The organism is Streptomyces sp. NPDC007896, from assembly GCF_042959425.1.
In the GTDB taxonomy this organism is placed as follows: domain Bacteria; phylum Actinomycetota; class Actinomycetes; order Streptomycetales; family Streptomycetaceae; genus Streptomyces.
The window spans coordinates 16,529-41,051 of the sequence record NZ_JBIBKX010000019.1 but is presented as its reverse complement, the minus strand read 5'-3'; the positions used below and the strand labels follow the sequence as shown (position 1 = coordinate 41,051).

The following is a 24,523-nucleotide window of genomic DNA, read 5'->3' as shown; positions in this document are numbered from 1 at the left end:
CCCCCACCAGCACGACCCCAGAAGCGAGGCACGACCATGACCACTGTTGATCCGGCTCCCCCGACCACGGTCGATCCGGCTCCCCCTCCGCCGTCCATGCGGCTGCGGGAGCTCGCCTTCGGAGCGGCGTGCGCCGCCGCCGTACGCGCGGCCGCCCGCCTCGGCGTGGCGGACGCCCTGGGCGACACGCCCATGCGCGTGGAGGACCTGGCGGCGACGGTGAAGGCCCAGCCGAAGACCCTGCGGCGGCTGCTGCGCGCGCTGTCCTGCCAGGGGGTCTTCACCGAACTCCCGGACGGCACCTTCGAACACACGGAGATGTCCCGGCTGCTGCGCGAGGACGACCCGCACAGCCTCCGCTACATCGCCCTGTGGTGCACCGAGCCGTGGACCTGGAACGTCTGGCCGAAGCTCGACGAGGCGGTGCGCTCCGGCCGGAACGTCTTCGAGGACGTGTACGAGCGGGAGTTCTTCGACTACCTCAACGAAGAGGCCCCGGAGTCGGCGTACGTGTTCAACCGGGCCATGACGACGTCCAGCGAGCAGTCGGCGCGGGACGTGGCGAACCTTCTCGATCTGCGAGGGGTGTCCTCGGTCGCGGACATCGGCGGCGGTCAGGGCCAGGTCCTGGTCAGCCTGCTGGAGAAGCACCCCGGGATGCACGGCACGCTGCTCGACCTGCCGGGAGTGGTGGAGAACGCCGATCCCCGGCTGCGCGGCGGCGGTTCGCTGGCCGAGCGGGTGCGCATCGTGGCCGGGGACTGCCGTGAGGACATCCCGGTCCAGGCGGACCTGTACATCATCAAGAACATCCTGGAGTGGGACGACGACAGCACCCGCAGGGCGCTGGCCAACGTCCGCAAGGCGGCGCGGCCCGGTGCCCGCGTCGTCGTCATCGAGAACCTCGTCGACGACACCCCGTCGATGCGGTTCACCACGGCCATGGACCTGCTGCTGCTCCTCAATGTCGGCGGTGCGAAGCACACCCGGCAGAGCATGGTCGACCGGCTGACGGACGCGGGGCTCGTCATCGACGAGTTCCGTCCGGTCAACGCGTATCTGCACGCCTTCGAGTGCACGATCCTCAGCTGATCCGGCCTTCCCGGCGCACCGGGAAAAACCCGAGGCCGCCGGCTCCGCGTTCATCGCGGGGTCGGCGGCCTCGGGTTGTGTCCGGGCGTTCGCCTCAGGAGACGGCGTCCCGCTCCCAGCGGTAGAAGCACTGGGCCATGGCGTCCTTGGGGCTGCGCCACGTCTGCGGGTCGTACGCGCTGACGTACGCCGACAGCTGCTCGCTGACGCTCCGGAACTCGGGGTGCCCGACCACCTTCGCGATGGCGGGCGCCGGGTCCTTGTCGGCTTCGATGAGGTGCATGTACACATCACCGAACTGGAAGAGGCTGCGCCGCTTGACGCCGATCAGGTGCGGGAGTTCACCGCGGTCGGAGGCGGCGAACACATCGGCGATCGCCGGGGCCGAGTCGGGCGCCATGCGCGCGACGATGAGGGCGTGGTGCATCGGATGTCCTTCCTGGGCTCCGGCTGTCAGCCGGGCAACGGCGCGTTCTGACGGTCGCGGGCGACCTTCTCGATCCGGTCCCGGATGAGCTCCATCTGGACGCGGGAGTTGCGGTTGATGTTGTCGGTCATCCAGGCGTCGTCGACCGGGGCCTCGGGCTTCATCGCGAAGTCCTGCACCCAGTGCATGTGGGTGCCCTCGGGGGTCTCCTCGTACTCCCACCGGATGTTCATGTGATCGAAGGGGCCCGTCTCGACGCGGCGGGCGCGGACCGTCCGCCTGGCACGGTCCACGGTCCGCTCCGAGACCCAGCTCCAGACCTTGCCGTTCTCGTCCGGGTGCATGGTCAGGCGGAACTTCGTCGTGTCGCCGTCGCGGGAGAGCACCTCCAGCGACGCGTACTCGCTGAAGAGCTGCGGCCAGTTCTCGATGTCGTTGGTCACGTCCCAGACGAGGTCGAGAGGGGCGTCGATGGTGATGCTGTTCTCGGTGTGTCCTGCCACTTTCAGGCTCCAGCCTTGAGGGTGTTGTTGACGAGGTCGAGGAACTCACGGGGGGTCTTGCAGCGCTCGGCGTCGGGGGGCAGCGGCTGGCTGTACCGGTTCTCCAGCTCACCGACGATGCCGAGCAGGCCGAGGGAGTCGAGGCCGAGGGTGCCGAACGGGGAGTCCGACGACTTCTCGAGGTCCTCGGGGTCGACGGAGACTCCGGCCGCCTTCTTCATCAGCGAGGCCAGTTCGATGAGGGTCACTTCGGTGGTGATCATGAGTCTGTTCTCCTTCCCGCCCGGTCCTATCGGGCGGAGTCGCCGCCGCGGCGCACTACCAGCGCCGCGTTGGAGCCCATCAGTCCCCTGCTGAGGACCAGGGCCGTCTGCAGCTCGGCGGGGCGAGCGCTCGACATCACCAGGTCGAGGTCGTGGCAGATGTCGAACACGTTGGGGGTGGGGGGTACCTGGCCGTTCTCCATGGCGAGCACCGCGGCCGCGGTGTCCAGCACGGGTGCCCCGCAGTAGGCCCGCCCGATGCCCGTCTTGGGCGCCGTGACGGGGACGCGGGTGCCGTGCTTACCGAGGGCGTCGGCAATGGCCAGGGCTTCGGCGCGGTCCGCCTCCGGAACGCCCAGGGCGTCGGCGAACACGACGTCGATCTCCTCCGGAGCGCAGCCGGCCTCGTCGAGGGCGCCACGGATGGCGTGGGCGAGACCCTCTCTGGACCGCTCCCATCGGGAGGCTCCGGTGAACGTGGCCCCATGGCCGGCCACAATGGCCCGGACGGCCGCCCCGCGCTCACGGGCGCGGGTCTCGTCCTCCACGACGAGCATGGCTCCCCCCTCCGCGGGAGCGAAACCGCACGCTCCCGCGGTGAAGGGCCGATAGGCCTGACCGGGATCCTCGGCGGTGCTGATCTCGGGGTATCCGAGCTGGCACACCATCGAGTACGGGGCGAGGGGGGCCTCCGCGGATCCGACGACCACCGCGCCGGTGCCGCGCCGTACACCCCGGGCGGCGAGCGCGATGGAGTCCAGGCCACCCGCCTCGTCGCTCGCGACCACTCCACAGGGCCCCTTGAAGCCGCCCCGGATGGAGATCTGGCCGGTGCTGGCGGCGTAGAACCAGGCGATGGACTGGTACGGGCCCACGTACCGGGATCCCTGGCCCCACAGCTTCTGGAGCTCGCGCTGTCCGAACTCGCCGCCACCTGATCCGGCGGCGGTGATCACGCCGATGTCGTACGGGTCCGCGGGGTCACCGTGGCCGAGGCCGGCGTCGTCGAGGGCGAGCACGGTCGCTGCCATCGCGAAGTGGCTGAAGCGGTCCGTCTGGACGAGGAACCGCTCCTCGATGAGGGCCGCGGCGTCGAAGGCCCGGACCTCGCCCGCGATACGGAGCGGCAGGTGCTCGCATCCCTCGCGGGTGATCCGGTCCAGGACGACGAGGCCTTCTCTGACGGACTTCCAGTACGCGTCGGCGCGCAGTCCGTTGGGCGCGATCACACCGATGCCGGTGATGGCCGCGCGCCGGGGGCGCTGAGTGCGCTGAGTGGTCATCGGTTCCTCCCACCCGGCCCGGTCAGGAGCACCGCGGACTGGAATCCGCCGAATCCGCTGCCCACGGAGAGCACGTTGTTCAGCTTCCGCGGGCGTGCGGTGCGCGGCACGTAGTCCAAGTCGCACTCGGGGTCGGGAGTTTCGTAGTTCGCCGTGGGCGGCACCACTTGGTGCTTCAGGGCGAGGACGCAGGCGACGACCTCTATCGCGCCGATCGCGCCCAGCGAGTGCCCCACCATGGACTTGATGGAGCTCATGGGCGTCTTGTAGGCGTGCTCGCCCAGGGACCGCTTGACCGCGGCGGTCTCGTGCCGGTCGTTCTGTCGAGTGCCCGAGCCGTGCGCGTTGACGTAGTCGATCAGGGTGGGGTCGAGGCGGGCCTGGTCGAGCGTGGTGTCGATCGCCCGGGCCATCTCCAGCCCCTCACTGGTCAGACCGGTCATGTGGTAGGCGTTGCCGTAGGTGGCGTAGCCGCTTATCTCGCAGTAGATGTGCGCGCCACGGGCTCGGGCGTGCTCGTACTCCTCCAGGACCAGTACCGCGCCGCCCTCGCCCATGACGAAACCGTTGCGGTGGGCGTCGAAGGGCCGGGAGGCGTGCTCGGGGTCGTCGTTGTCGGGTGAGGTGGCCTTGATGGCGTCGAAGCAGGCCATGGTGATCGGGGATATCGGAGAGTCCGACGCCCCGGCTATGCAGACGTCCGCCCGGCCCTCCTCGATGGTGTGGAAGGCGTAGCCGACCGCGTCGAGTCCGGAGGTGCAGCCGGTGGAGACGGTCTGCACCGGTCCCTGGGCACCGAACTCCTCGGCGACGACCGAGGCCAGCGTGCTGGGCGAGAACGCCAGGTGCAGCTGCGGGTCGGCCGCGCGGTGGTCCACGTCCCACCGCCGGCCCCTTTCGCTGACCTGGACATAGTCGTGTTCCAGGCGGGTGGTGCCGCCGACGGCGCTGCCCAGGGAGACCGCGACCCGCCAGGGGTCCTCCTTGCCGGTGTCGAGTCCGGAGTCGCGGACGGCTTCCCCGGCCGCGACCACCGCGAACTGGATGTACCGGTCGGCGTGTTCACTCAGCTCCGGGTCGAGGCCGTGCGCGAGCGGGTCGAAGTCGCATTCGGCGGCTATGCGGGAACGCAGGCCCGCCGGGTCGAACAGCGAGATGCCGCGGGTCGCTGTGCGGCCGTTGGACAGGAGGTCCCAGAACGCCGTCGCCCCGGTGCCGCCCGGAGCGACCACACCGATACCGGTGACGGCCACCCGCCGGGTCACTTTATGGCCCCACTTCGCTCGGACGGCTGTCCGTGGTCCGGCGCGGACAGGTCCGCCCCGGCGGTGGCGAACTCGGGGCCGGGCGCGGTGTCGTCGGTCACCTCCGTGTCGACGTGGCCGAGGCTCGGACGCGGAGCGAGCGGGCCCAGGTGGAAGACCATGCGGGCTTCCGTGTCGCCGACGTTGCGGAAGCGGTGCCGCATGTTGATCGGGATCAGCAGACCCTGATCGGGCCGCAGGGCGAAGCTGTCGCCGTCCAGGTCCACTTCGAGGGCGCCGTTGACGACGTACACGAACTCCTCGGAGTACGGGTGGTAGTGCTCACCGATGCGCTCGCCGGGCTGGATGAGGGCCAGGCCCATGAAGCCGCTGGTGGACCCCGCCGTGGCGGGCGTGAGCATGGCCCGGATGTCGCCTCCGCGCCTGCGGTTGGGTTCCGTCTCGCTCAGGTCCACGATGCGTGGATGCTTCTTGAACATGCTTGATACCTCCGGGTGGGGCAGTGACGTCCGGGGACGGAGGGCCGCGGACGGAGCCGCGGCCCTCTGTCAGGAATCCGCCGAGCGGTCGGTGACGGGCATCATGTCGACGTGCGACAGGAGGCGGTTGATGTTGCGTTCCGTCTCCAGGGAGCCCTCGACACCGATCGCGGCACCGTCGAGGAGACGCTCCAGCTCCGCGGCCTTCTTCGCGCCCTTGACTCCGAGCGCGGCGACGGGGTCCACGTCCAGCTCGCCCGTCACGTCGATGAGACGCACCACGATGTCGTCCCGCTGGAAGACCGTGCTCCGGTACACCGGGCTCTTCGGGTCCTCCGCCGCGGCCTCGTCCTGGTGGGCGAGCAACCTGGCCAGCTCCATCCCGCAGCCTGGCTTGGCCGGGTAGTAGAGCGCGTGGCGGCGCACGTCCTCGGGTGCCTTGCGGCCGGACGTCACATGGTGCACGGACGGCAGCGCGGCCCGGGTGAAGAAGACCCGCGCCGAGTCGGGGTCCCTCAGGTCCCGGTCCTGCTCCAGGTACGGGTTGATGGCCTCCTCGACCGCCCGTACCTCGGGCTGACGGGCGACGTGACGCAGTGCCGCCATGAGGTCGCCCTCCACCTCCACCGCACGCACGACACGGTTGCCGTGCATGAAGAGGGAGGTGCGCCGCAGCCGCGTGGTGTCGTCGACCTGGGCCTGGGGGGACTCGTACCCGGCGAGGATCTCCGCGACCTTCGACTCGGTGCCCGGCTTGACGGTGAAGGTGAGTGCATGGCGTGCCACACCTTCGCCCACCCGGGCCTCGACCTGCATACCCGCCTTGGCCGACTTCTGGCCGTGCGGCTGGGCAGGGCTGGTCTCCCGAAGGATGCTGTAGCGCATCGAGCGGGTGTCCCGGACGCAGTTGTGCATCGGCCGGACCGTCTCGACGTGCTCCTCGCTGTTCACCCAGGCGAGGAAGGGCGGGGCGCTCTCCCATTCGCTGGTGATGAGCCACTGCGAGGGGTTCTCGATCGACTGGCAGAGCTGGTCGCTGAGGTGTCCGGGGACGGACGCGACCTGATTGCGCATGTGCTCGTATGCATCGAGGAACTGCTCCTGGGCGCCTTCGTACAGGTCCAGCAGCAGGATCACCCGAAGCCTGGAGCCGTCGAACGCCGATTGCGATATACGTCCCGAAGTAGTCATCCGGCACACCTCTTCTCTTCTTCACGGAAGGTCAGGAACGACCGCCGTGTCCCAAAGACCGGGGTCGCCATGTGCCGATCGTTGACGCGACCTTCGAGGCGCGCGAGCCCGCCGGTGCGGACGAGTGAACTGTGTGCCATCCGGGTGCCCGGAGCGCGCGATCCTCTCCGCACAGGGCATGGAAACTGATGGCCGTTCAAAGCGGCCGGCATCCCATCCCTGACTCACCTCGCGGGTGACGCTGGAGGCAATCAATGAACCGATTGGAAGAGGCCGGCGAGGTCGGTCAGCACACGCCGGTCCTCATCGTCGGCGGCTCCCTGGTGGGCCTGTCCACCTCGCTGTTCCTGGGCCGGCTCGGTGTGCCGCACCTGCTGGTCGAACGCCATTCGGGCACCTCGATCCATCCGCGTGGGCGCGGCAACAACGTGCGCACGATGGAGCTGTTCCGGGTGGCCGGGGTGCAGCGGCGCATCGAGGAGGCCGCTTCGGTCCTGGCGGAGAACCACGGCATCATGCAGACGCCGACACTGGTGGGCGACGCCGGTGAGTGGCTGTTCAAGGAGATCGACCCGGGCGGCGGGCTCGCCCGCTTCAGCCCCGGTGCGTGGTGCCTGTGCAGCCAGAACGACCTGGAGCCGGTGCTGCTGAAGAGCGCCCGGGAGCTGGGCGGAGACCTGCGCTTCTCCACCGAGATGCTGTCGTTCGCGCAGGACGCGCACGGGATCACCGCGCAGCTCAAGAGCCGGGAGACGGGCGAGCACAGCACCGTCCGCGCGGACTACCTGGTCGCGGCGGACGGCCCGCGCAGCCCGATCCGCGAGCGGCTCGCCATCGGGCAGAGCGGACCGGGCGACCTGTTCCACAACGTGAGCGTCACGTTCACCTCCCGGGGCCTCGCGGACGTCGTCGGCGACCGGCGCTTCATCGTCTGCTACCTGACCAACCCGGAGGCCGACGGGGCGCTCCTGCCGGTCGACAACGAGGAGCACTGGGTCTTCCACGCGCCCTGGCACCCCGAACACGGCGAGACCCTGGAGGAGTTCACCGACGAGCGGTGCGCGGACCACATCCGACGCGCCGTGGGCGTAGCCGATCTCGATGTGCGGATCACCGGCAGGGCCGCCTGGCACGCCGCCGAGCGGGTCGCCGAACGCTACTCGGACGGCAGGGTGTTCCTGGCCGGCGACTCGGCCCACGAGATGTCCCCCACCGGTGCGTTCGGCTCCAACACCGGTATCCAGGACGCGCACAACCTCGCCTGGAAACTGGCCGCCGTGCTGGGCGGCTGGGCCGGTCCCGGACTGCTGAAGTCCTACGACGCCGAGCGCCGCCCGGTCGCGGAGGCCACCAGCGCCCGGGCCTCGTCGCGTTCGGTCGAGCACAGCCACCCCGGGTACATCCCCGCCCCGGGAGCCTCCGGCCCCGGCGGCAAGAAGGGCGGCATCCTCAACGTGGCGCTGGCCTACCGCTATCCGCGTGGCGCGGTCCTGGGCGCCGACCAGTCGGCGCCGATCGTCCCCGACGGCCTGCGCCTGACCGGCGAGCCCGGCAGCCGGGCACCGCACATGTGGCTGCACCGCGCCGGCACCCGGGTCTCCACCCTCGACCTGTACGAGCGGTCCATGGTGCTCCTGACCTCGTCGGACAAGTGGCACAGCGCGGCGAAGGACGTCGCCCGGCGACTGTCCGTCCCGGTCGACGCGTACCGGATCGGCAGCGGCCCCGACGCGGAGCTCTCCCCCGCGAGCGACACGGACTGGGCGGAGGTGCACGGCGTCACCGAGGACGGGGCGGTGCTGGTCCGCCCCGACGGATTCGTCGCCTGGCGCTCCGAGGGCCCGTCGGCGAACCCGGAAACGGCACTGCGGGAGGCCCTCGCGGCGATCCTGGACCGGGGCTGACGGCTCCGGTCACACCGTGATCCCGACGTCCGCGTCGGCAGAGCGCGCCGGTACCCGTTCCGGGTGAGCCGAGGGTCTCACTCGGAAGGGGTACCCGGCCGCCGGTCCTCCTGGCGTGCGCGCCGAGCCTCCTGACCGCCGTCCAGCCATGCCTTCAGACCACGGTGCCCCCGGTACGTGAGGAGATAGTGGTTGGCGCGGAACAGCGGGCGAAACGGCACCTCCAGTCGGCGGATGAGTGCCTTGCGCGCCACCATGTCCTGTTCGAGGACCGCCCGGCTGCCGGTCCCGTGCGGGCGCACGCTCCACCCCGACACACCCTCCAGGTCCCCGCCGACGACTCCGCGCAGCACCCTCGACTCCGTGTCCTCGAACGCGCCGGTGATGGTGAGGTGGAGGTCGAACGGCAGCAGCGAGCGCAACAGGAACGCCCCCGACTGCTCATCGATACGGCGCGCCCGCCGCACTCCGGGCCACCACAGAGGCCAGTCGTCGACCACGCGCAGCACCGCGAACACCTCGTCCGGCGGTCGTGCGAAGTCCCACACGCTTCTGAACCGATAACGGTGCAGTTCCATGAACAGCAGTGTGCGGGCGCCCCTTGCGGTGGCGTGAGAGCGCAAAGACCCACGTCACACGGCGCGCGGAAGCACACATCCTCACCCGGCGCCGCTCCCCGGAAGCGAGGGAGAACCCCCGGTTGGGTTCTACGGGCCTTGGAGCCGGCGGTGGGCCTGACCGTGCGCAGCGCCCGCAGCCGCTCATGCATCAGGCGTTCGAGTAACTGGCGGGCGTCACACGGCCGGTGGGGACCAACTGGGCGCTGACCGTGCCGGCTGTGGCACAGGCGCAGGCACGCGAAGGCGACGAGGCCCAGACCCTCTACCGGGAGGCGATCGAGCGCTTCGAGCACGAGCGGATTCCGATCATGGTGGGGCGCCGCGGCTTGCTCTACGGGGAGATGCTCAACCGTCGCGGGCACGCCGAGGCGCGCGAACAACTGCGGGCCGCCCACGAGGTGCTGACCGGCTGCGGCCCGAACGGCTTCGCCGAGAGCGCCGCCCGCGAGCGGCGCGCGAGCGACGAGACCCTGCGCGTGCGCGCGCATGGGTCGGCTGCGCACCTCACCAACCAGGAGCCCAACGTGGCACGCCCCGCGCGCGAGGGACTCACCAACCGGGACATCGACGCACGGCTGTTCATCAGCGCGCACACCGCATGCGCGGACCCTTGTGAGTCGGCAATGACAAGACCGCACCAAGGAGCATGCGATGAAGGAAGTGACCGTGCCCGATCTGCACGGAAGGCTCGCTGTGGTGACCGGCGCGAGCGATGGAATCGGGCTCGGGCTGGCCAAACGGCTCGCCCAGGCAGGCGCCGAACTCGTGGTACCGGTGCGCAACGAGGCCAAAGGTGCCGCGGCTGACGCGGGAGTGATGGCACCGGCCACCCGGCACACCACACAGGACGGCTACGAGCTGCAGTTCGGAACCAACCATCTCGGCCATACGGCTCTCACCGGGCGTCTGATGCCGTTGCCGCGAGCCGGCCGGGCCCGCGTCACCACCAGCACCAGCAGTGCCGCACGCGGCGGCCGGATCAACTGGGACGACCTGCAGAGCGAGCAACACTACTCACCGGTGCGTGCCTACAACCTCTCCAAGCCGGCCAATCTGTTGTCCGCGCTCGAACTCGACCGTCTCAGCACGGCCAACGAGTGGGGCATCGTCAGCAACGCCGCTCATCCCGGCACGACGTTGACCAACCTCTACGCATCCGGGCCCAACCTCGGCCGCAGCCGTCCTGCTCCCCATGAAGCGATCATGAAGCGCCTCGCCCGCTGGGGCGTCTTCGTACATTCCGCCGACGCAGGGGCGCTTCCGCCGCTCCCCCAGGCCGGAGGCGGGCTCCTCTACGGCCCTGACGGTCTGGGGCAGTTCACCGGCAATCCCATCGACCTGGCGATCTACAAGTCGGCCCGGAGTGAGGCGGACGCGGCCCGGCACTGGCAGATCTCCACGCGGGCGACGCCGCCGGACCGGCGGGCTGCGTCGAGAGAAAGTCGCCGCGCTGTGCGACATTCCTGCGTCTGTCCCTGGAGGAACGGGATCATCTCTTCCAACTGGCCGACCACGCCGTTCCCCGAAGGGCGCTGCGCGGCGATCACATCAACCCGGGAATGATGCGCATCCTCGACCGGCTTGAGGACACTCCCGCCGGACGGGCCCTCAGTCTGCACTACCGGTTGTTCACCGACCCCGCCTCCCGGCTGCTCCGTCCCGAGAGCGCAGCTGGGCACCTTGGAGCCGCACTGCCAGACGCTCGTCGACCCCGACCAGTCTCAGCGGCCTCTGGTGTTCACCGCGGCACCGGGCTCGGAGAGCCACGCACGCCTGCAGCTGCTGTCCGTCGTGGGGAGTTGGAACGACCGGAGCCACTGAGGTTGCGTTGCCCCTGCACACCGCGCCACAACAATGGTGTGCTGCCGCCCTCAAGAGCGGCATTTGCACGGCGGCGGCGCTGCCACTGACACCCGTTTCCCGGGCCTCACCTGGCACGAAGGGTATCCACAACCGAACGGATGAGACCCAGGTCACACGGGTGTGCTGTCACACGTCTTCGGTCACCCCGGTCAGTAGTTGCGTATCCACAACACTGCAAGGAGATCACCGTGGAATCGCGTCTCAACTTCTTCGGCCACCCTCTCGCGGGGAAGGTGCTCAAGCACATCAACTCCGCCAACAAGGTGGTTTCGGACTCGACACTGCCGGCCGCGACGCAGGAGCTGGTGAAGATCCGCGCCAGTCAGATCAACGGCTGCGGTTTCTGCACCGACATGCACACCAAGGACGCCACGCACGCCGGGGAGACCCCGCAGCGCCTCAACCTGGTCGCGGCCTGGCGGGAGGCCAAGGTGTTCACCGACGCCGAGCGCGCCGCCCTGGAGCTGACGGAACAGGGCACCCGCATCGCGGACGCGGCCGGCGGGGTCACGGACGAGGCCTGGGCGAACGCCGCCAAGCACTTCGACGAGGACCAGCTCGCCGCGCTGGTGTCACTCATCGCCGTCATCAACGCCTACAACCGGGTGAATGTCATCGTCCAGCAGCCGGCCGGCGACTACCAGCCCGGCCAGTTCGGCTGACCGACGCCCGGCCCGCGCAGTCCGTCTCCGCGCCCCCGACCCATGGCACGGAGACGGACCGCCATCGCCCACGACGGCGGGTCCTGTGCAGGACTTCGCCGCCCAGCGCTTCGTGGACCGTGCCGTCATCGCCTCAGGGGCGGGATCGGGCATCGGCCGAGCCACCTCGATCGCCCTGGCCGTGGCACACGTTGATGTCAGATGGTCACACGGCCGTCAGTGGTGCATGAGCAGCATGATGACCGTGCCCAGGGCCATCGATCCGTGCCAGAAGTGGGTGTAAGGCGCCCTGTTATTGGTGGAGCTGTCCGCGGTGCCCGAAGCTCTGCGCAGCATGGGCATGTCCCGGGTCAACGACCGCAGCGCGCACGCGAGGAAGTACAGCGCCAGTACTCCGGTGACCACATCCCGGGCGATCGACCCTGTGGAGTGACCGAGGCTCGTCATCCAGGCCATTGCGGCCATGCCGACCGCGTACGGCAACCTCCGTGCCACATCAGTCAGTTCGAACTGCCGGTGACGGCTGACGGCGGTCAGCGGGAACCACAGCGCGGCGGCTGCGAAGAAGGTTGTCTGTACCTGGGGCAGCATGCCGCCCCCGTTCCACGGCATCACCGCCATGGCCAAAGCCATGACGGTGTGCAGAAGGTGGTCGCCTCGGCTGCGCCATCCGGAACTCCGCGAAAGGAGGCCACACCTCAGCGCGTGGACGGCCCCGGCCGCGAACAGCGCTGTCAGCATGCAGCACACGACATCAGTGGCGCTCATGCCGGATCGCGCCCTCCCACAGAGCCCACGGGCTCCGTTCCAAACCGTCCTGTGCGAGCAGGCGGGAGGTCAGTCGGTGGGGCGCGGGGCCCGCAGATGGGCCCGCTTCTCCAGTTCCTCCTCATCGACCAGTTCGAGCATGGGCTTGCCCGGCGCGCACATCATGGTCACGACGAACCGGGTCCGCGCATCGGCCAGCGCGTTGCCGTCCTGGTAATGGATCGCGTCACCACCCGGTTCCCAGAACGTCCCGCCTGCCTCGACCACACGCTCGGGCTCGCCCTCGAGCTCGAAACGGACCGCGCCCTCGATGACGTACCCGAACGCCGGCCCCGAGTGACGGTGCGGCGGAGTTCCCGGGTCTCCGGGCTCCCACTCGACGTGAATGGTCATCGCCGAGGCACCCTCCGGGACGGAGATCGGTGCGGCGTCCTGCAGCATCGTCACCGCGGTCTTCCACCCCTCCGAGCGTGTCTGCCGACCGGTCCCGTGCACTGAGTCCTGGTTCGACACTGTGTTGCACCTCCATGCGTCCATCACGCCATGGGATCGGCATACCGTCGGCCCGACGCGTGTTCGCGCATCCAGGTCCCATGGCCGTTTCCCACTGATGACCGGACGCACGGTGGATCTGTGACATGAGAGACCGTATCCGACCCTCATTAGGCCCGCTCGGCGGACGGAGGTCGTTGAGCGGCGTCACAACATCGGCCCAACGATGTCCCAAGTGTTGTGAGTCGCTGTCACGACCGGGGAGGGCCTCGCCGAGTCCCTGCGCGGCGTCGACGTGGTGGTGAACGTCACGGACGCGCCCTCACGTGGGAGGACGGCGAGCCTGGAGTTCTTCGGCACCGCGACCGGCAACCTTCTGGAGGCCGCCGCGTCGGCAGGCACCGCGCATCACGTGGTCCCGTCGGCGACGTACGGCGAGAGCGTGCACGTTGCGCCCGTGCTGATGCGACCTGTGTCGACGGACGACGTCGCCACCGCGCTCGCTCATGTCGCCGTGGGAGTACCGCTGTTCGGCGTGCTCAAGGTCGCCGGCCCGGAGGAGTACCACCTCGACGAGCTGACCGCGAAGCTGCTGGCTGCGCGGGGGGACCTGCGTGAGGTGATCGCCGATGCGCACGCCCCCTTCTACGGGGCGGAGCTCGGGGAGCGGACGCTGCTGCCCGACGCGAACGCCCACTGGGGCACGGAACCTTCGCCGAGTGGCTCGCCCGGCGGTGAGCCCCTCCGCATGATGTCCGGCATCTACCCCGCACACCTCTCGCCGGCCGGCACCGCAGACACGCCCGTGTCCGCAGTCGGCACCCTCCCCTCCCCCGCCCTGACAGGAAAGCTGCCATGAGTGATCCGGCCAGGCCCGCTGCGCCCGCTGCGCCGAGCCTCCCGCACGAAGATGATCGCGGAACTGGAGGCGTACGGCTTCGCCACGCTGCCCGAGCAGGCCGATCCCGCTGTCCCGGCACTGCGGCGATCCCGCTGTCCCGGCACTGCGGCTCGGGCGCCGAGGTGCAAGACAGCAGTGACCATCGCCCGAGGTCGGCGGCCGCTCTCGCATCGCTCAAGATCCTCCAGAGGAAGCGCGCACCGCTCCGGCAGCTTGTAGCATGGTGCTGCACTTCTGGAGGACACCTATGCGCGCCGGGGATGACGCAGACTCTCTCGACCAGGCAACGAGGGAATTCATGGCGGCGCGTCCCCACCTCTTCGGCATCGCCTACCGCGTGCTGGGGAGTGTCGTGGAAGCCGAGGACATCGTCCAGGATGCGTGGCTGCGCTGGCAGAACACCAACCGTGCCGACATCGTGGAGCCGACCGCGTTTCTGGCCACGGTCACTTCCCGTCTGGCGATCAACCTGGCCCAGTCGGCACCGAAGCGACGTGAGGCGTACATCGGGCCGTGGCTGCCGGAGCCGGTCGACACACGCGTGGATCCACAGTTGGGTGCGGAACGAGCGGAGGCGCTCGACCTGGCGGTTCTTCACCTCATGGAGAGATTGAACCCGGTGGAACGGGCTGCCTACGTTCTGCGGGAAGCCTTCGACTACCCGTACAAGCGGATCGCGGACATGTTGGAGACGAGCGAAGCCAATACACGCCAGTTGGTGAGCCGCGCCCGGAAACGTCTGTCGGCGGAACGCAAGGAGCCCGTGGGTCCTGCCGCTCACCGGCGACTGCTGGAGGTGTTCCTCACCGCAGCGCAGACCGGCAACCTGTCGGTCCTCGAAGACGTTCTCACCGAGGACGTGGTCAGCTACAGCGACGGCGGAGGGATGCGCGGAGCATCCAGGATTCCGGTCGTCGGACGCTCTCATGTCTCCAGGTATCTCGCCGCCTTCGCCCCTCGCTTCTGGCCTCAGGCGGACGTTCGCTGGGTGGAGGCCAACGGCAGGCCGGCCGTCCTTGTCTCGGCCGATGGAAACAGCGTGGCTCTGCTGTGCGTCGATGTGTCGGAGCGAGGCATCGAACGCATCATGTGGGTCATGAATCCGGCGAAACTGGCACCCTACGTGGCCTCGCTGGACAGCTGAGGCAACTCGGCGATCGGTGCTGCGCCGGGGCTGCCCGCCGTCGTCACAAGTGAGACGCGTGGCTGTCACAACCGCAGCGACCACCCCGAACTGGATCCCGCCCTGCAGGTCAATCTCGTGTGGTCGTGACGGTGAGCAGCCTCCGTCGCTCGGCGCCGGGCTGCAGTGACGCTGCTTGATCGAATGCCGTCATGAGGCGATCGCGGATGGCCACCGCCTCCTCCACGTGCTTCAGGCCGATCGCCTGCTGTGCAAGGCCGGGGATGGGGAAGGTGCGGGTCACGGCGCCGGCGGTGACCACGAGGATGTCGTAACTCAGTTCGTGGTCGGCTCCGTTCACCGGTCGCACGACGACCCTCCGGTCTGCGTCACGGATCTCGATCGCACTCCCCGCGATCAGCCGGGTGTGGCGCAGATGCCGCCGCAATGACACTGCGGCATGACGCGCTTCGACCGATCCGGCCGTCACCTCCGGCAGAAACGGCTGATAGGTCATGTAGGGACGGGGATCGACAACCGTCACCCGCGCCTCACCCGCACGCAACCTCTTCTCCAGGCCCCATGCCGTGTAGAAGCCTGCGTAGCCGCCACCGATGATCACAATCTCACGCATGATTCCCTCTGCCTGTCGGTCGACACCACATAGACAGGGCGGGGCAGGCTCGTGTGACAGAGCATGGGTAGAGGAGCCTGTCGACAGCGAGGCCCGTCCCGGCAAGGGACCCGCTCAACCCCGAAGCCGGAAAGTTCCACGCGAAAAGGGCCCCCGCAGGCTCTCGCCTGCGAAGACCCTTCGCACCGTCGGGACGACAGGATTTGAACCTGCGACCCCTTGACCCCCAGTCAAGTGCGCTACCAAGCTGCGCCACGTCCCGGTGCGTTCACCCGCGGTGTTCCGCGTGATCGTGCAGGTAAACCCTACCGCACGTGAGGGGGCGCCCCCGCACACGTGAAGGTACGGCGGGTGCGGGGGCGCTGGTCACGGCGCGGCGCGAGCCGCGTTCGCCGGACCTATATCTTGCCGTCGGCGAGCTTCCACTCCCGGTGCAGTGTGCCCAGGGGGATGGCGTGCTGGATGACGGGGGTGCCGAAGATGGCCAGCTGAATCTGGAGGGTGCCGCTCAGGTCGAGGCCGCCGTAGAGGGCCCAGGAGCCACTCGCCGCGACGTCGGACTTGGCCTCGGAGCCGACCGGGGTGGTCGCGGTGACCGTGCCCGCGGCCTCACCGCGCAGGTAGGGGGCCAGGTCGGCGGTGACGCCCACGGCACCGTACAGACCGACGGTGGCCTGTGCGCCGAGGGCCGCCTTCACGCTTCCGGCGGTCGTGACGGACGTACGGACCGGAGAGCTGTCCATGTGGGACTCGTTGACCGGTGTCCAGCCCGCCGCCGTGCCGAAGGTGCCGCCCGCCTTGAAGTCGCCCTTGAGGTCCTGTTCGACGTCGACGGTGACGTTGCCGTCGCCGCTGATCTCGAAGTAGCAGGTCAGGTCGAGGTTCACGACGACGGGGATGGGGCCGACCTGGAGGACGGGGTCGGCGTGCAGCTTCGCGAACGGCAGCCGGACCGGCTTGGTGGAGGCGGCAGCGCGCCCCTTGAGCGCCCACTGCGAGGTCCAGTCGCCGGAGACGCCGAGGTAGGCCGCCCCCGGTCCGGAACCGTTGGCGGCGGTGGAACCGTTGGAGGCGGTGGAGCTGCCGCCTCCGTAGGAGAAGTCCACCTCGGGCTTGACCTGGACGAAGCCGGACACGGATGCGGCCGCCGAGGCCGGTGCCCCCTCGGCCGTGGCGACCTTCGTCGCGACATCGACCCGCAGGCTGCCGAGCGGGACCTTCGTCCCCTCGGGGCCGGAGCGGATGTCTCCCGTCTTCGCCCAGGAGACCTTCACGTCGGGCAGCAGCCGCTCGACGTCGAAGGAGGCCGGGTCGACCGGGACGGTGCCCTTCGCGTCGTCGTCGCCGAGCAGCGTGTCCAGGGTCGTCGGCGCGGTCTGGACCTCGGTGCCGTCGGCCGTCTCACCGATCACCTTGGTGACCTTGGCAAGGAGTCCGTCCGGGGCACCGGGCGCGGGGGCACTGGCGATGACGTCGCCGACGGCGGTGCGGCCCGGCGTCGCGGTGCCCGCGGGGGTCGGGGCCCCGGTCGGGGACGGCGATGAAGTGCCCTTGCTGACCGTGGATATGACGGCTCGTCGGGTGTGACTGTCGTACGACTTCACCTTGAGTGAGGTCTTGCGGGCCTTCCCGCCGGCCGTACCGGGGCGCGCGACGGCGGTCGAGGTGGCCGCCGTCGCGGGGGCGGCGACGGCGAGCGGTTGGTCGCTGTTCGCGGTCGCGGTCGCGGATGTGCCGGAGTCCGGGGTCCGTTCGGCGGCGGAGCTCTGGCCGGGGTCCGCGGAGCAGCCGGCGGCGAGGAAGAGGGCGGAGGCGGCGAGCGCGGGCACGAGGGCGCGCAAGGGCCGCTTGCGGATGCGCAAGTTCAGTCCTGAGGGGGGTGGGGGTGGCATGGAATTACCGACGAGTAACTAGATGTGAGCATGCCATGAGGACGTGAAGCCCTGCTTCACGTTTCCACCCCCTCCAGGGTGATGTACGTCACGATCACGCGTCGAGAGTGGCCAATGGCCTCACCAACTCACCTGAGTATCGCGTCAATTGACGAGGCATCATGCGTTGGGGTCGAACGGGATACCGGCCGGCTTCGCCTTCTCCAGGTGGTAGTTGAAGTTGCCGTCCTTGAGGCCGAAGACGGCACTGCCGAAGTTGTAGGCGCTCAGCTTGTCGCGCAGACCGGCGGGGTAGCCGTTCCAGCCGACCAGGTCGGGGAACTGCCAGGCGTGGTAGTGGTTCTCCGGCGGTTCGTCGTTCGAGTTCGCGGGGCGGAAGCAGTGGGTGCTCAGACCGTCCTTGTGATAGACGACCTTGGGGTGGGTCCCGTCCCAACGGATCTGGTCACGGCCGTAGATGTTGAAGTTGCCGTGGGCGGAGGTGGAGACGTACTGGGCCTCGTTGTTCTGCACCCACACCACGACGTGTTCCCAGTCGTTGCGGTGTCCGCCGAGGCCGCTGCCGAGCACGGCCTGGTCCTTCTCGAAGTAGAGGCCGTACATGATGGCGCACCAGCCGTTGTTGCACTTCTCGCGCGAGTAGCCGTTGGTGTTGTCGAGGTCCGAGGCGTCGTGGCACTGGCCGTTGAGGGCGCCGGACGGATTGAGGCCGGGGTTGATCGTCCCGTCGGGACCGATGGCGGGGGTGGGGTAGCAGCCGTCCGTGTCGTAGTCGAAGGCCGGCTGGAACGTCTGCTCCAGTCCGTCCGCGTTGGCGGGCAGGGCCTGGGGCGGGGCGGCTAGGGCACTGCCGGGGAAGGCGACGACCAGGGCGACCGCACTGCCGAGGATGAGCGAGACCTTGCGGATGCGCGAGCTTCTCTTCACTGCGTCCTCCTGATCGACCGCGATGTGGGGGTGGGTCGGGCACACCCCGGTCGGATTGGCATGCCCAGATCACCCTTCCCCCTCTCGTCGACAACGCAAGCGTCAGGGGGTGTCTGAGTGATGAAAGGCCAACCAACTGATAAGGAGGCGGAGTTGGCGAAGGCGCCCCGCCCCACCCCGCCGCCGCGGCGCGGGGCACAGGACGCACGGCGCAGGGGCGCGCACGAGGAAGCGGTGTCGCGAGTGCGGCCAGTACAGCCAGTCCGGCTAGTTCGACGAGGCCACCCGACGGCAGCGCGGCGACCGCACGGCGAATGCCGCACGGGACCTGGGACCGGTGAACGACCCCGCCCAGGGGGTCTTCCTCGATGGCGCCCCGAGGGTACGGCTACGCCCCGGACTTCACTTCGGCGGAGCCGACGAGGGCAGGCGCTTGAGCCACCGGGTGGCGAGTGGGTAGGCGAGCGTCGCGGCCAGGATCCCCGCCAGGGCGGTCACACGGTGCGCGTAGTCGGGGAGCAACCGGCTGACGGGTTCGAAGACCAGTGCCTGCACGACCACGAAGGCGGCGATGGCCGCGAAGAAGCCCCCGGCCGACTCCTTGGTCCACCGCCGCCCCTCCGACGTAGCGATTGCGGACCCCGACTCCGGGGGTGGCTCGAATGTGTCGGTCACGCTCCCGTTGTACCGGTCACCGATCGGCGCGACAAGACGCACGATCGACGGCACCACTCAGCACCGTCGGACGTACGTGCGTACGACGGCTGCACGTGTGGCCGTCCGCGCGGGGCGGCCACACGAAGCGGCCACACGGAGCAGCCACAGGGGCGCCCTCATCTGCGGGTCTCGGGCCCCCAGTACTCCGGGCCGACACCGCGCCAGTCGATGAGGGGGGACACCGCCGCGGTCACGGGGTCCACGTCAAGACCCGCGCGTCGCAGGAATTCGGACAGGTCCTCCAGGTTGTAGGCCAACCCGAGGTTCTCGCCGTGCACTCGGACTCGGCGGCCACCGGTGTCACTCGGCGGAGCCACGATGACAGGCAACGGTTCGGACATGGATCCAGCCTCGCCTCTCCGGCCCCGGCCTGCATCCCGGCCCTGGAAGTGTGGGTACGTCATACCCGAATTCAAGCACGTGTTCGATTTCTAGCGCACGGCCACCCGCCACTCGTGTGACGTTCAGCGATGGACGGCCCTGATCGGCGCCCGGTCGACCGCTGCGGCTACCCTCCCCGCATGGAGCAGGAGCACCCCCTCGTTCGCGATGTCTTCCCGGACCTCGTCGCCGAACTGGCCACCCTCCTGGAGGAGGAGGGTGAACGCGAGCTGGCCATCTGTGTGCGGGATGTCCGCCTGGTGGGTGAGTGCGGCTGCGGCGACGACTTCTGCCAGAGCATCCAAACGGCAGATCATCCGCAGGGGCAGCCGTACGGCCCGGGCCATCGGTGTGTTCCACTCATGCCCTCGAAAGGCATGCTGATCCTGGACGTCGTGGACGGCCGGATCATGTACATCGAGATCATTGATCGACCGCCCATGCACCGCCGAATGGCCCAGTCCTGACCGAAGCGGCCGGGCGTCGCCGAGCAGCCGGTGGTCACGCCCCGGCGTCGGGAGCCTTGATGATCTTGCCGTTCTCGTCGATGGTGTGGGTGCTCCAGTAGGTGTCCCACTTGTCGCCGACGTGCTGGGGGACCTTCCCTTCGGGATAGCGGACGTACCCCTTCGGCGGCTCGTCACCGTTGGACACGCAGGTGCTGCCGGTGCTGCCCACCGCCATGACCGGGTACTCGCCACCACCGCAGCTCGCGTCCTCGGTGGAGCAGCCGGTCAGCATCGCGAGGGTCACGCAGGCCAGCGCGAGGCCCAGGGCGGACCGCGCCGGGCCACTGCTGATCATGGACGACGGGCGGTGAACTCGGCTTGTCATACGCACGATGGCTCCCTTTGGACGGCTTGTGGGACCAGCCTGCGCGAGGCAAGGAAATCGATCATGAGTACGCGTACTCGGATGCGGTGGGCCGTCCTACCCGATTCCGCGTAGGCACGGGGGCGGCCGCCCCCGCCGACCGGGCCACACCAGGCCGAACCGGCCACCCTCAGTCCAGGTCGCTCCCAGGCCGAGCCACCCTCAGTCCGGGTCGCCCTCAGGCCTGGTCGGCGATTCGGTTGAGCCACTCCTCCATGAGGGCGCGCTCCGGCGCCGTCAGGGCGTCGGTCTGCGGGAGTACGGCCCGCAGGGTGACGGCGGCCGCGACAGGCCCGCGTGCGGGCGCGGCGGGGGCGTCCGTGGCGATCGCCGCGATGACCGCCTCGCGGGCGGTGCGGGACAGCTCCGGGTCGCGGCGGTCTTCGGGGGTGGCGATGAGCGTGAGCGTCGTACCGCAGCCGGCCGCGTGGACGAGGTCCGCGGCGCGGTCCTCGGGGACGCGCAGCCGGCCCGCCTCGGCGACGCGCCGTATGTGCTCGGCGAGGACCCCGAAGGCGGCGAGCGCCGCAGGCGAGGGCGTGCCGGGGCGGTACCGGCCGTACATCAGGGTGTACAGCGCCGGGTTGGCCAGGCCGAGGCCGACGTGCAGATCCCAGCCGGCGCGAAGGTCCTCGACCGGGTCATCGGTGGGTTTCCGCGCGGTCTTGCTGGTCAGGTACGCGGTGAAGCCGTGGGCGACGACCGCGTCGAGCAGGCCCTCTTTGTCGCCGAAGAGCCGGTAGATGGTCGGCGGCTGCACGCCCGCCGCGGCGCTCACCGCCCGGGTCGAGACCGCGTCCGGCCCGCCTTCGGCCAGCAGTCGGGCGGCGGCCGCGACGATGCGTTCACGGTGCCCGTCCGCCGCGGTGACGTCCTCACTCTCCATGATTCCGACGATAACAGAATCCTGTTACCGATGAGAATTTCCAGTGGTACCGTCATCACGTTATCGATGGAAACAGGGAAGAGGTTGTCATGATCATCGTCACCGGCGCCAACGGCGGACTCGGCCGGCTGATCACCGAGCGGCTGCTGGAGCGCGTCCCCTCCGAGCGGATCGGCGTCAGTGTGCGCGACCCGGAGAAGGCACGAGAGCTCGAAGACCGGGGCGTGCGCGTCCGCCAGGGCGACTTCGGCGACCCCGCGAGCCTCGCGGACGCCTTCGAGGGCGCCCAGCAGGTCCTCGTCGTGTCGACGGACAGCACCGGCGTGGATGCCGTCCACCACCACCGCACCGCCATCGAGGCCGCGGCGGCAGCCGGAGCCAAGCGCATCCTCTACACCAGCCACATGGGCTCGGACCCGTCCTCTCCCTTCGCTCCGATGCGCGACCACGCCTCCACCGAGGCGGCGCTCCGGGAGTCCGGGGTCCCGTTCACCTCGCTGCGCAACGGCTTCTACGCCTCCTCAGCCGTGATGCTGCTGGGCCACGCGCTCGAGACGGGCGAGCTGGCCGCGCCGGAGGACGGACCGGTCGCCTGGACGGCCCACGCCGACCTCGCCGAGGCGGCGGCGCTCGCGCTCACCGGTGCGGGCCTCGACGGGACGACACCCGCGCTCACCGGCCCCGAGTCGCTCGACCTGGCGGATATCGCGGCGATCGCCACGCGGCTCACCGGCCGCGAAGTCCGCCGAGTGGTCGTCTCCGACGCCGACTACCGCGCGAGCCTGCTCGCCCGCGGTCTGCCCGAGGCCGGCGCCGACCTGCTCCTCGGCCTGTTCGCCGCGAGCCGGCAGGGACGGTTCACGCCGGTCGACCCCACGCTGGGCCGCCTGCTCGGCCGCCCCACGACGGCCTTGGCGGACGTCCTGAAGACAACGATCACGCCGACCGGCTGACGTCCGGGTTCCCCGTCGGTCGCAGCGGACGACGGCCTCGTCCGCCGTGCGGACGCGCCCGCGGCGTTCAGGCGCGCGTCCGCCAGCCGTGGTCGACCGGTCCGAGGCCCGAGCCCAGGGCGAATCCCGCGGCGATCGCGCCGGTGACGTACTCCTTCGCCAGCCGCACCGCCTCCGGCACCGCCCGCCCCTGTGCCAGCCCCACCGCGATGGCCGAGGCCAGGGTGCAACCGGTGCCGTGCGTATGGCGGTTGTCGTGGCGCGGGGCCCGGAACCAGTGCTGTTCGGTGCCGTCGGTCAGCAGGTCGACGGCCTCGCCGGGCAGGTGGCCGCCCTTCACCAGGACCCAGCGGGGCCCGTACGACAGCAGTTGTTCCGCGGCCCGGCACATGTCCCGCTCACCGGTGGCCTTGATCCCGGTCAGCTCGGCGGTCTCGTCGAGATTCGGGGTGGCCACCGTCGCAAGGGGCAGCAGGGCGGTCCGTACGGCGTCCAGCGCGTCGTCCGCCAGCAGCCGGTCGCCGTGCTTGGAGACGCTCACCGGGTCCACCACCACGGGCACGCCGACGTCCGAGAGCAGTTTGGCGACGGTCTCGACGAGCAGGGGCGAGGCGAGCATGCCGGTCTTCACGGCCTGCACACCGATGTCGTCCACGACGCTGCGGTACTGCGCGCGCACCGCCTCGGCCGGAAGCTCCCAGGCTCCCTGTACGCCGAGGGAGTTCTGCGCGGTGACGGCTGTGAGCACGCTCATCCCGTGCGCGCCCAGCGCAAGCATGGTCTTCAGGTCGGCCTGGATGCCGGCGCCGCCCCCGGAGTCCGATCCGGCGATGGTCAGGACGCGGGGCGGGGCGGTCGGCTTGTTCGCGGGCATGGTGGGTGTCACTCCGTACGAAGGGGGTGAGAGGGGGGCGGGGTCAGCGGCGCAGGCGCAGCGGGACGTAGACCAGCAGGGCCGCGACGAACGCCACCCCGTAGGCGGTGTCGGCGCCGTGCAGGGCATGCGCGACGGGGCCGACGTACAGGCTGGTGCTCATGAACGGCACCGCGGCGGCGAAGGCGGCGACGAACGCCACGAGCGCGGGCCACCACGGACGCGGGCGGGCGCTCTCGGCGGCCAGGTCGACGGGTGCGCCGCCGCGGGCCCTGGCCCGGGCGAGCCAGTCGACGGCGACGATCGCGACGAACCCGGGAATCCAGTAGCCGACGAACAGCAGGACGTTCTGGAAGCGGGCCGTGGTGTCGGCGGCGTGCATCCACAGCACGAGCGGGAAGCCCAGGACGGCGGCCAGCGCGGCGGCGGCCGGGCGCGGCAGCCGTACGCCCATGGTCTGCAGGGCGAGCGAGCCGCTGTAGTCGTTCATGGCGTTGCTGCTCAGTGCGGCGAGGGCCACGGCGAGCAGCCCGAACGCGCCGAGGGCGCCCCCGCCGAGCAGGGTGTCGACCCCGCGGGCGGTCTGGTCGGTGAAGACGGCCGCGCCCCACAGTCCGAGCGCCTGGACGGCCACGAAGGACACGCTGACACCGGCCAGGGTGTACCAGAACATGCGCGGGCGGGACGCCGTGCGCGGCAGATAGCGGCTGAAGTCGCTCGCGTACGGGGCCCACGACAGCGCAAGGCTGAGCGCGATGGTGCAGGTCAGGACGAAGGCCCCGGCCCGGTCGGCGCCGTGGGCGGTTGCGGCGGGGGTGGTGTGGGCGCCGCTCAGGAGCTTCACGGTCAGGGCCACGAACGCGGCGGCGAGGGCGAAGGTCATCACGGTCTGGAGTCGGTGGATCGCCTCGTAGCCGAGGACGCCGAGCGCCCCCTGCGCCGCCATCATGACGAGCACACCCAGCCAGAACGGCCAGCCGCACAGCTGGGCCAGCGCGTCCCCGCCGAAGAGGCCGATCAGCGCGTCCCAGGCGATGGACGACAGCCACTGCAGGGCGCCGGGGACGACCACGGCCCGGCCGAACGCGAGGCGGGCGAGCGGCAGCTGTCCGGCGCCGGTCTGGCTCCCCCAGGTGCCGAGGTACGCGGTCGGTACCGCCCCGAGGAGGGTGCCCAGCACGACGGCGGCGAGCGCGGTGGAGAAGTCCAGGCCGAGCGCGATGCCGACGGTGCCGGTGAACACGCCGGTCATGGTCAGGTTGGGGGCGAACCACACGGTGAACAGACGGCCGGGGCCGCCGTAGCGGTGGTCCTCCGGGACCGGGGCGATTCCACGCGCCTCGACGTGCAGGTCCCCCGGGGCGGTGGGCATCCGCCCGTCGAAAACGCCCTGCGGGCCTCCGACGGCCACCTCGCCGCGAGCGTTACGGGCATACGGCAACGACATGAGACATCCCTCCGCCAGTCCTAACTGGTTCAGGTTCGACGGGTGTGATCTCAGCCCTCGTGCGGGGCACCCCGTGTCCGGTTCGGCGGTCAGGATAGCCCGG

At 70.0% G+C, this 24,523-nt stretch carries 25 protein-coding genes, 1 tRNA gene, 3 pseudogenes and 1 riboswitch; of the genes and pseudogenes, 9 read left to right on the top strand and 20 right to left on the bottom strand.

The features are described 5' to 3' along the window. The first annotated feature begins 36 nt into the window (after positions 1 to 36). Positions 37 to 1,092, top strand: a complete 1,056-nt coding sequence (locus tag ACFZDJ_RS43435; RefSeq protein ID WP_390936780.1) for a methyltransferase — start codon at positions 37 to 39, stop codon at positions 1,090 to 1,092. Between the two features lie 94 nt (positions 1,093 to 1,186). On the opposite strand, the gene ACFZDJ_RS43430 is transcribed toward ACFZDJ_RS43435, so the two are convergent. The 7 genes from ACFZDJ_RS43430 to ACFZDJ_RS43400 all read right to left on the bottom strand — a co-directional run bounded on the left by ACFZDJ_RS43430 (position 1,187) and on the right by ACFZDJ_RS43400 (position 6,503). Next, complete coding sequence (locus ACFZDJ_RS43430; RefSeq protein WP_054232638.1) at positions 1,187 to 1,519, bottom strand: TcmI family type II polyketide cyclase; 333 nt, start codon at positions 1,517 to 1,519, stop codon at positions 1,187 to 1,189. Positions 1,520 to 1,545: 26 nt separating this feature from the next. After that, on the bottom strand, positions 1,546 to 2,022 hold the full coding sequence (locus ACFZDJ_RS43425; RefSeq protein WP_101402260.1) for an SRPBCC family protein: 477 nt from the start codon (positions 2,020 to 2,022) through the stop codon (positions 1,546 to 1,548). A 2-nt stretch (positions 2,023 to 2,024) separates the two neighbouring features. Then, a complete protein-coding gene (locus ACFZDJ_RS43420; RefSeq protein ID WP_054232640.1) occupies positions 2,025 to 2,285 on the bottom strand; it encodes a phosphopantetheine-binding protein in 261 nt (86 codons plus the stop codon). A 26-nt stretch (positions 2,286 to 2,311) separates the two neighbouring features. Then, complete coding sequence (locus tag ACFZDJ_RS43415; protein WP_390936777.1) at positions 2,312 to 3,568, bottom strand: beta-ketoacyl synthase N-terminal-like domain-containing protein; 1,257 nt, start codon at positions 3,566 to 3,568, stop codon at positions 2,312 to 2,314. Continuing rightward, positions 3,565 to 4,833 carry a beta-ketoacyl synthase gene (locus ACFZDJ_RS43410; RefSeq protein WP_075030274.1) on the bottom strand — a complete coding sequence of 423 codons (1,269 nt, stop codon included), beginning with the start codon at positions 4,831 to 4,833 and terminating at the stop codon, positions 3,565 to 3,567. The genes ACFZDJ_RS43415 and ACFZDJ_RS43410 overlap by 4 nt, the downstream gene beginning before the upstream one ends. Next, entirely contained in the window at positions 4,830 to 5,312 is a 483-nt protein-coding gene (locus ACFZDJ_RS43405) for a cupin domain-containing protein (protein WP_054232643.1), read from the bottom strand. Before ACFZDJ_RS43405 ends, ACFZDJ_RS43410 begins: the two co-directional genes overlap by 4 nt. Positions 5,313 to 5,381: 69 nt before the next feature. After that, positions 5,382 to 6,503, bottom strand: a complete 1,122-nt coding sequence (locus ACFZDJ_RS43400) for a SchA/CurD-like domain-containing protein (RefSeq protein WP_168513809.1) — start codon at positions 6,501 to 6,503, stop codon at positions 5,382 to 5,384. Between the two features lie 254 nt (positions 6,504 to 6,757). Between ACFZDJ_RS43400 and ACFZDJ_RS43395 the strand changes: the two genes are divergently transcribed. Beyond that, positions 6,758 to 8,407 carry an FAD-dependent monooxygenase gene (locus ACFZDJ_RS43395; RefSeq protein ID WP_391067586.1) on the top strand — a complete coding sequence of 550 codons (1,650 nt, stop codon included), beginning with the start codon at positions 6,758 to 6,760 and terminating at the stop codon, positions 8,405 to 8,407. 77 nt (positions 8,408 to 8,484) lie between these two features. Here the strand turns inward: ACFZDJ_RS43395 and ACFZDJ_RS43390 are convergent, their stop codons facing one another. Further along, on the bottom strand, positions 8,485 to 8,985 hold the full coding sequence (locus ACFZDJ_RS43390; RefSeq protein ID WP_390936772.1) for an SRPBCC family protein: 501 nt from the start codon (positions 8,983 to 8,985) through the stop codon (positions 8,485 to 8,487). Between the two features lie 693 nt (positions 8,986 to 9,678). Here ACFZDJ_RS43390 and ACFZDJ_RS43385 point away from each other — a divergent pair. From ACFZDJ_RS43385 to ACFZDJ_RS43375, 3 genes and pseudogenes are all read left to right on the top strand, one after another. Continuing rightward, a pseudogene (locus ACFZDJ_RS43385) lies at positions 9,679 to 9,819 on the top strand (SDR family NAD(P)-dependent oxidoreductase); the annotation flags it as partial. A gap of 571 nt (positions 9,820 to 10,390) precedes the next feature. Then, positions 10,391 to 10,848, top strand: a pseudogene (locus tag ACFZDJ_RS43380) (hypothetical protein). Positions 10,849 to 11,078: 230 nt separating this feature from the next. Next, positions 11,079 to 11,552, top strand: a complete 474-nt coding sequence (locus ACFZDJ_RS43375) for a carboxymuconolactone decarboxylase family protein (RefSeq protein WP_385370240.1) — start codon at positions 11,079 to 11,081, stop codon at positions 11,550 to 11,552. Positions 11,553 to 11,768: 216 nt separating this feature from the next. Here ACFZDJ_RS43375 and ACFZDJ_RS43370 read toward each other — a convergent pair whose 3' ends face one another. Together ACFZDJ_RS43370 and ACFZDJ_RS43365 are read right to left on the bottom strand one after the other, a co-directional pair. After that, entirely contained in the window at positions 11,769 to 12,293 is a 525-nt protein-coding gene (locus ACFZDJ_RS43370) for a DUF5134 domain-containing protein (RefSeq protein WP_391067817.1), read from the bottom strand. 96 nt (positions 12,294 to 12,389) lie between these two features. Next, positions 12,390 to 12,761: a cupin domain-containing protein gene (locus tag ACFZDJ_RS43365; RefSeq protein ID WP_390937027.1), complete on the bottom strand. Its 372-nt coding sequence runs from the start codon at positions 12,759 to 12,761 to the stop codon at positions 12,390 to 12,392. A 346-nt stretch (positions 12,762 to 13,107) separates the two neighbouring features. Here ACFZDJ_RS43365 and ACFZDJ_RS43360 point away from each other — a divergent pair, with 346 nt between their 5' ends. Both ACFZDJ_RS43360 and ACFZDJ_RS43355 read left to right on the top strand, forming a co-directional pair. Then, a complete protein-coding gene (locus ACFZDJ_RS43360; protein ID WP_391067583.1) occupies positions 13,108 to 13,671 on the top strand; it encodes a hypothetical protein in 564 nt (187 codons plus the stop codon). A 289-nt stretch (positions 13,672 to 13,960) separates the two neighbouring features. Next, complete coding sequence (locus ACFZDJ_RS43355; protein ID WP_384913086.1) at positions 13,961 to 14,857, top strand: RNA polymerase sigma-70 factor; 897 nt, start codon at positions 13,961 to 13,963, stop codon at positions 14,855 to 14,857. A gap of 124 nt (positions 14,858 to 14,981) precedes the next feature. On the opposite strand, the pseudogene ACFZDJ_RS43350 reads toward ACFZDJ_RS43355, so the two are convergent. From ACFZDJ_RS43350 to ACFZDJ_RS43325, 6 genes and pseudogenes are all read right to left on the bottom strand, one after another. Further along, positions 14,982 to 15,470: pseudogene (locus ACFZDJ_RS43350) on the bottom strand (NAD(P)/FAD-dependent oxidoreductase); the annotation flags it as partial. Positions 15,471 to 15,658: 188 nt separating this feature from the next. Further along, a tRNA-Pro gene (locus ACFZDJ_RS43345) sits at positions 15,659 to 15,732 on the bottom strand. A gap of 136 nt (positions 15,733 to 15,868) precedes the next feature. Beyond that, the gene (locus ACFZDJ_RS43340) at positions 15,869 to 17,326 is read right to left on the bottom strand and encodes a hypothetical protein (RefSeq protein ID WP_391067814.1); all 1,458 of its coding nucleotides are present in this window, start codon (positions 17,324 to 17,326) and stop codon (positions 15,869 to 15,871) included. A gap of 195 nt (positions 17,327 to 17,521) precedes the next feature. Next, positions 17,522 to 18,289, bottom strand: coding sequence for an NPP1 family protein (locus ACFZDJ_RS43335; protein ID WP_054232780.1), 768 nt, complete (start codon positions 18,287 to 18,289; stop codon positions 17,522 to 17,524). A gap of 402 nt (positions 18,290 to 18,691) precedes the next feature. Next, positions 18,692 to 18,964, bottom strand: coding sequence for a hypothetical protein (locus tag ACFZDJ_RS43330; protein WP_390928764.1), 273 nt, complete (start codon positions 18,962 to 18,964; stop codon positions 18,692 to 18,694). Positions 18,965 to 19,122: 158 nt separating this feature from the next. Then, on the bottom strand, positions 19,123 to 19,347 hold the full coding sequence (locus ACFZDJ_RS43325; protein WP_180362196.1) for a hypothetical protein: 225 nt from the start codon (positions 19,345 to 19,347) through the stop codon (positions 19,123 to 19,125). Between the two features lie 180 nt (positions 19,348 to 19,527). Here ACFZDJ_RS43325 and ACFZDJ_RS43320 point away from each other — a divergent pair, with 180 nt between their 5' ends. Further along, on the top strand, positions 19,528 to 19,854 hold the full coding sequence (locus ACFZDJ_RS43320; protein ID WP_391067581.1) for a hypothetical protein: 327 nt from the start codon (positions 19,528 to 19,530) through the stop codon (positions 19,852 to 19,854). Positions 19,855 to 19,888: 34 nt separating this feature from the next. Here ACFZDJ_RS43320 and ACFZDJ_RS43315 read toward each other — a convergent pair whose 3' ends face one another. Then, positions 19,889 to 20,221, bottom strand: coding sequence for an SCO0607 family lipoprotein (locus tag ACFZDJ_RS43315; protein WP_391067578.1), 333 nt, complete (start codon positions 20,219 to 20,221; stop codon positions 19,889 to 19,891). 217 nt (positions 20,222 to 20,438) lie between these two features. After that, on the bottom strand, positions 20,439 to 21,146 hold the full coding sequence (locus ACFZDJ_RS43310; protein ID WP_384912662.1) for a TetR/AcrR family transcriptional regulator: 708 nt from the start codon (positions 21,144 to 21,146) through the stop codon (positions 20,439 to 20,441). An 89-nt stretch (positions 21,147 to 21,235) separates the two neighbouring features. Between ACFZDJ_RS43310 and ACFZDJ_RS43305 the strand changes: the two genes are divergently transcribed. Continuing rightward, positions 21,236 to 22,099: an NAD(P)H-binding protein gene (locus tag ACFZDJ_RS43305; protein ID WP_391067575.1), complete on the top strand. Its 864-nt coding sequence runs from the start codon at positions 21,236 to 21,238 to the stop codon at positions 22,097 to 22,099. A gap of 67 nt (positions 22,100 to 22,166) precedes the next feature. On the opposite strand, the gene thiD is transcribed toward ACFZDJ_RS43305, so the two are convergent. Further along, positions 22,167 to 22,973: a bifunctional hydroxymethylpyrimidine kinase/phosphomethylpyrimidine kinase gene (thiD, locus tag ACFZDJ_RS43300; RefSeq protein WP_391067572.1), complete on the bottom strand. Its 807-nt coding sequence runs from the start codon at positions 22,971 to 22,973 to the stop codon at positions 22,167 to 22,169. Between the two features lie 43 nt (positions 22,974 to 23,016). Beyond that, complete coding sequence (locus ACFZDJ_RS43295; protein WP_390928775.1) at positions 23,017 to 24,420, bottom strand: cytosine permease; 1,404 nt, start codon at positions 24,418 to 24,420, stop codon at positions 23,017 to 23,019. Continuing rightward, a riboswitch (TPP riboswitch) is annotated at positions 24,410 to 24,504 on the bottom strand. Its footprint overlaps the gene before it by 11 nt. Positions 24,505 to 24,523: the final 19 nt, after the last annotated feature.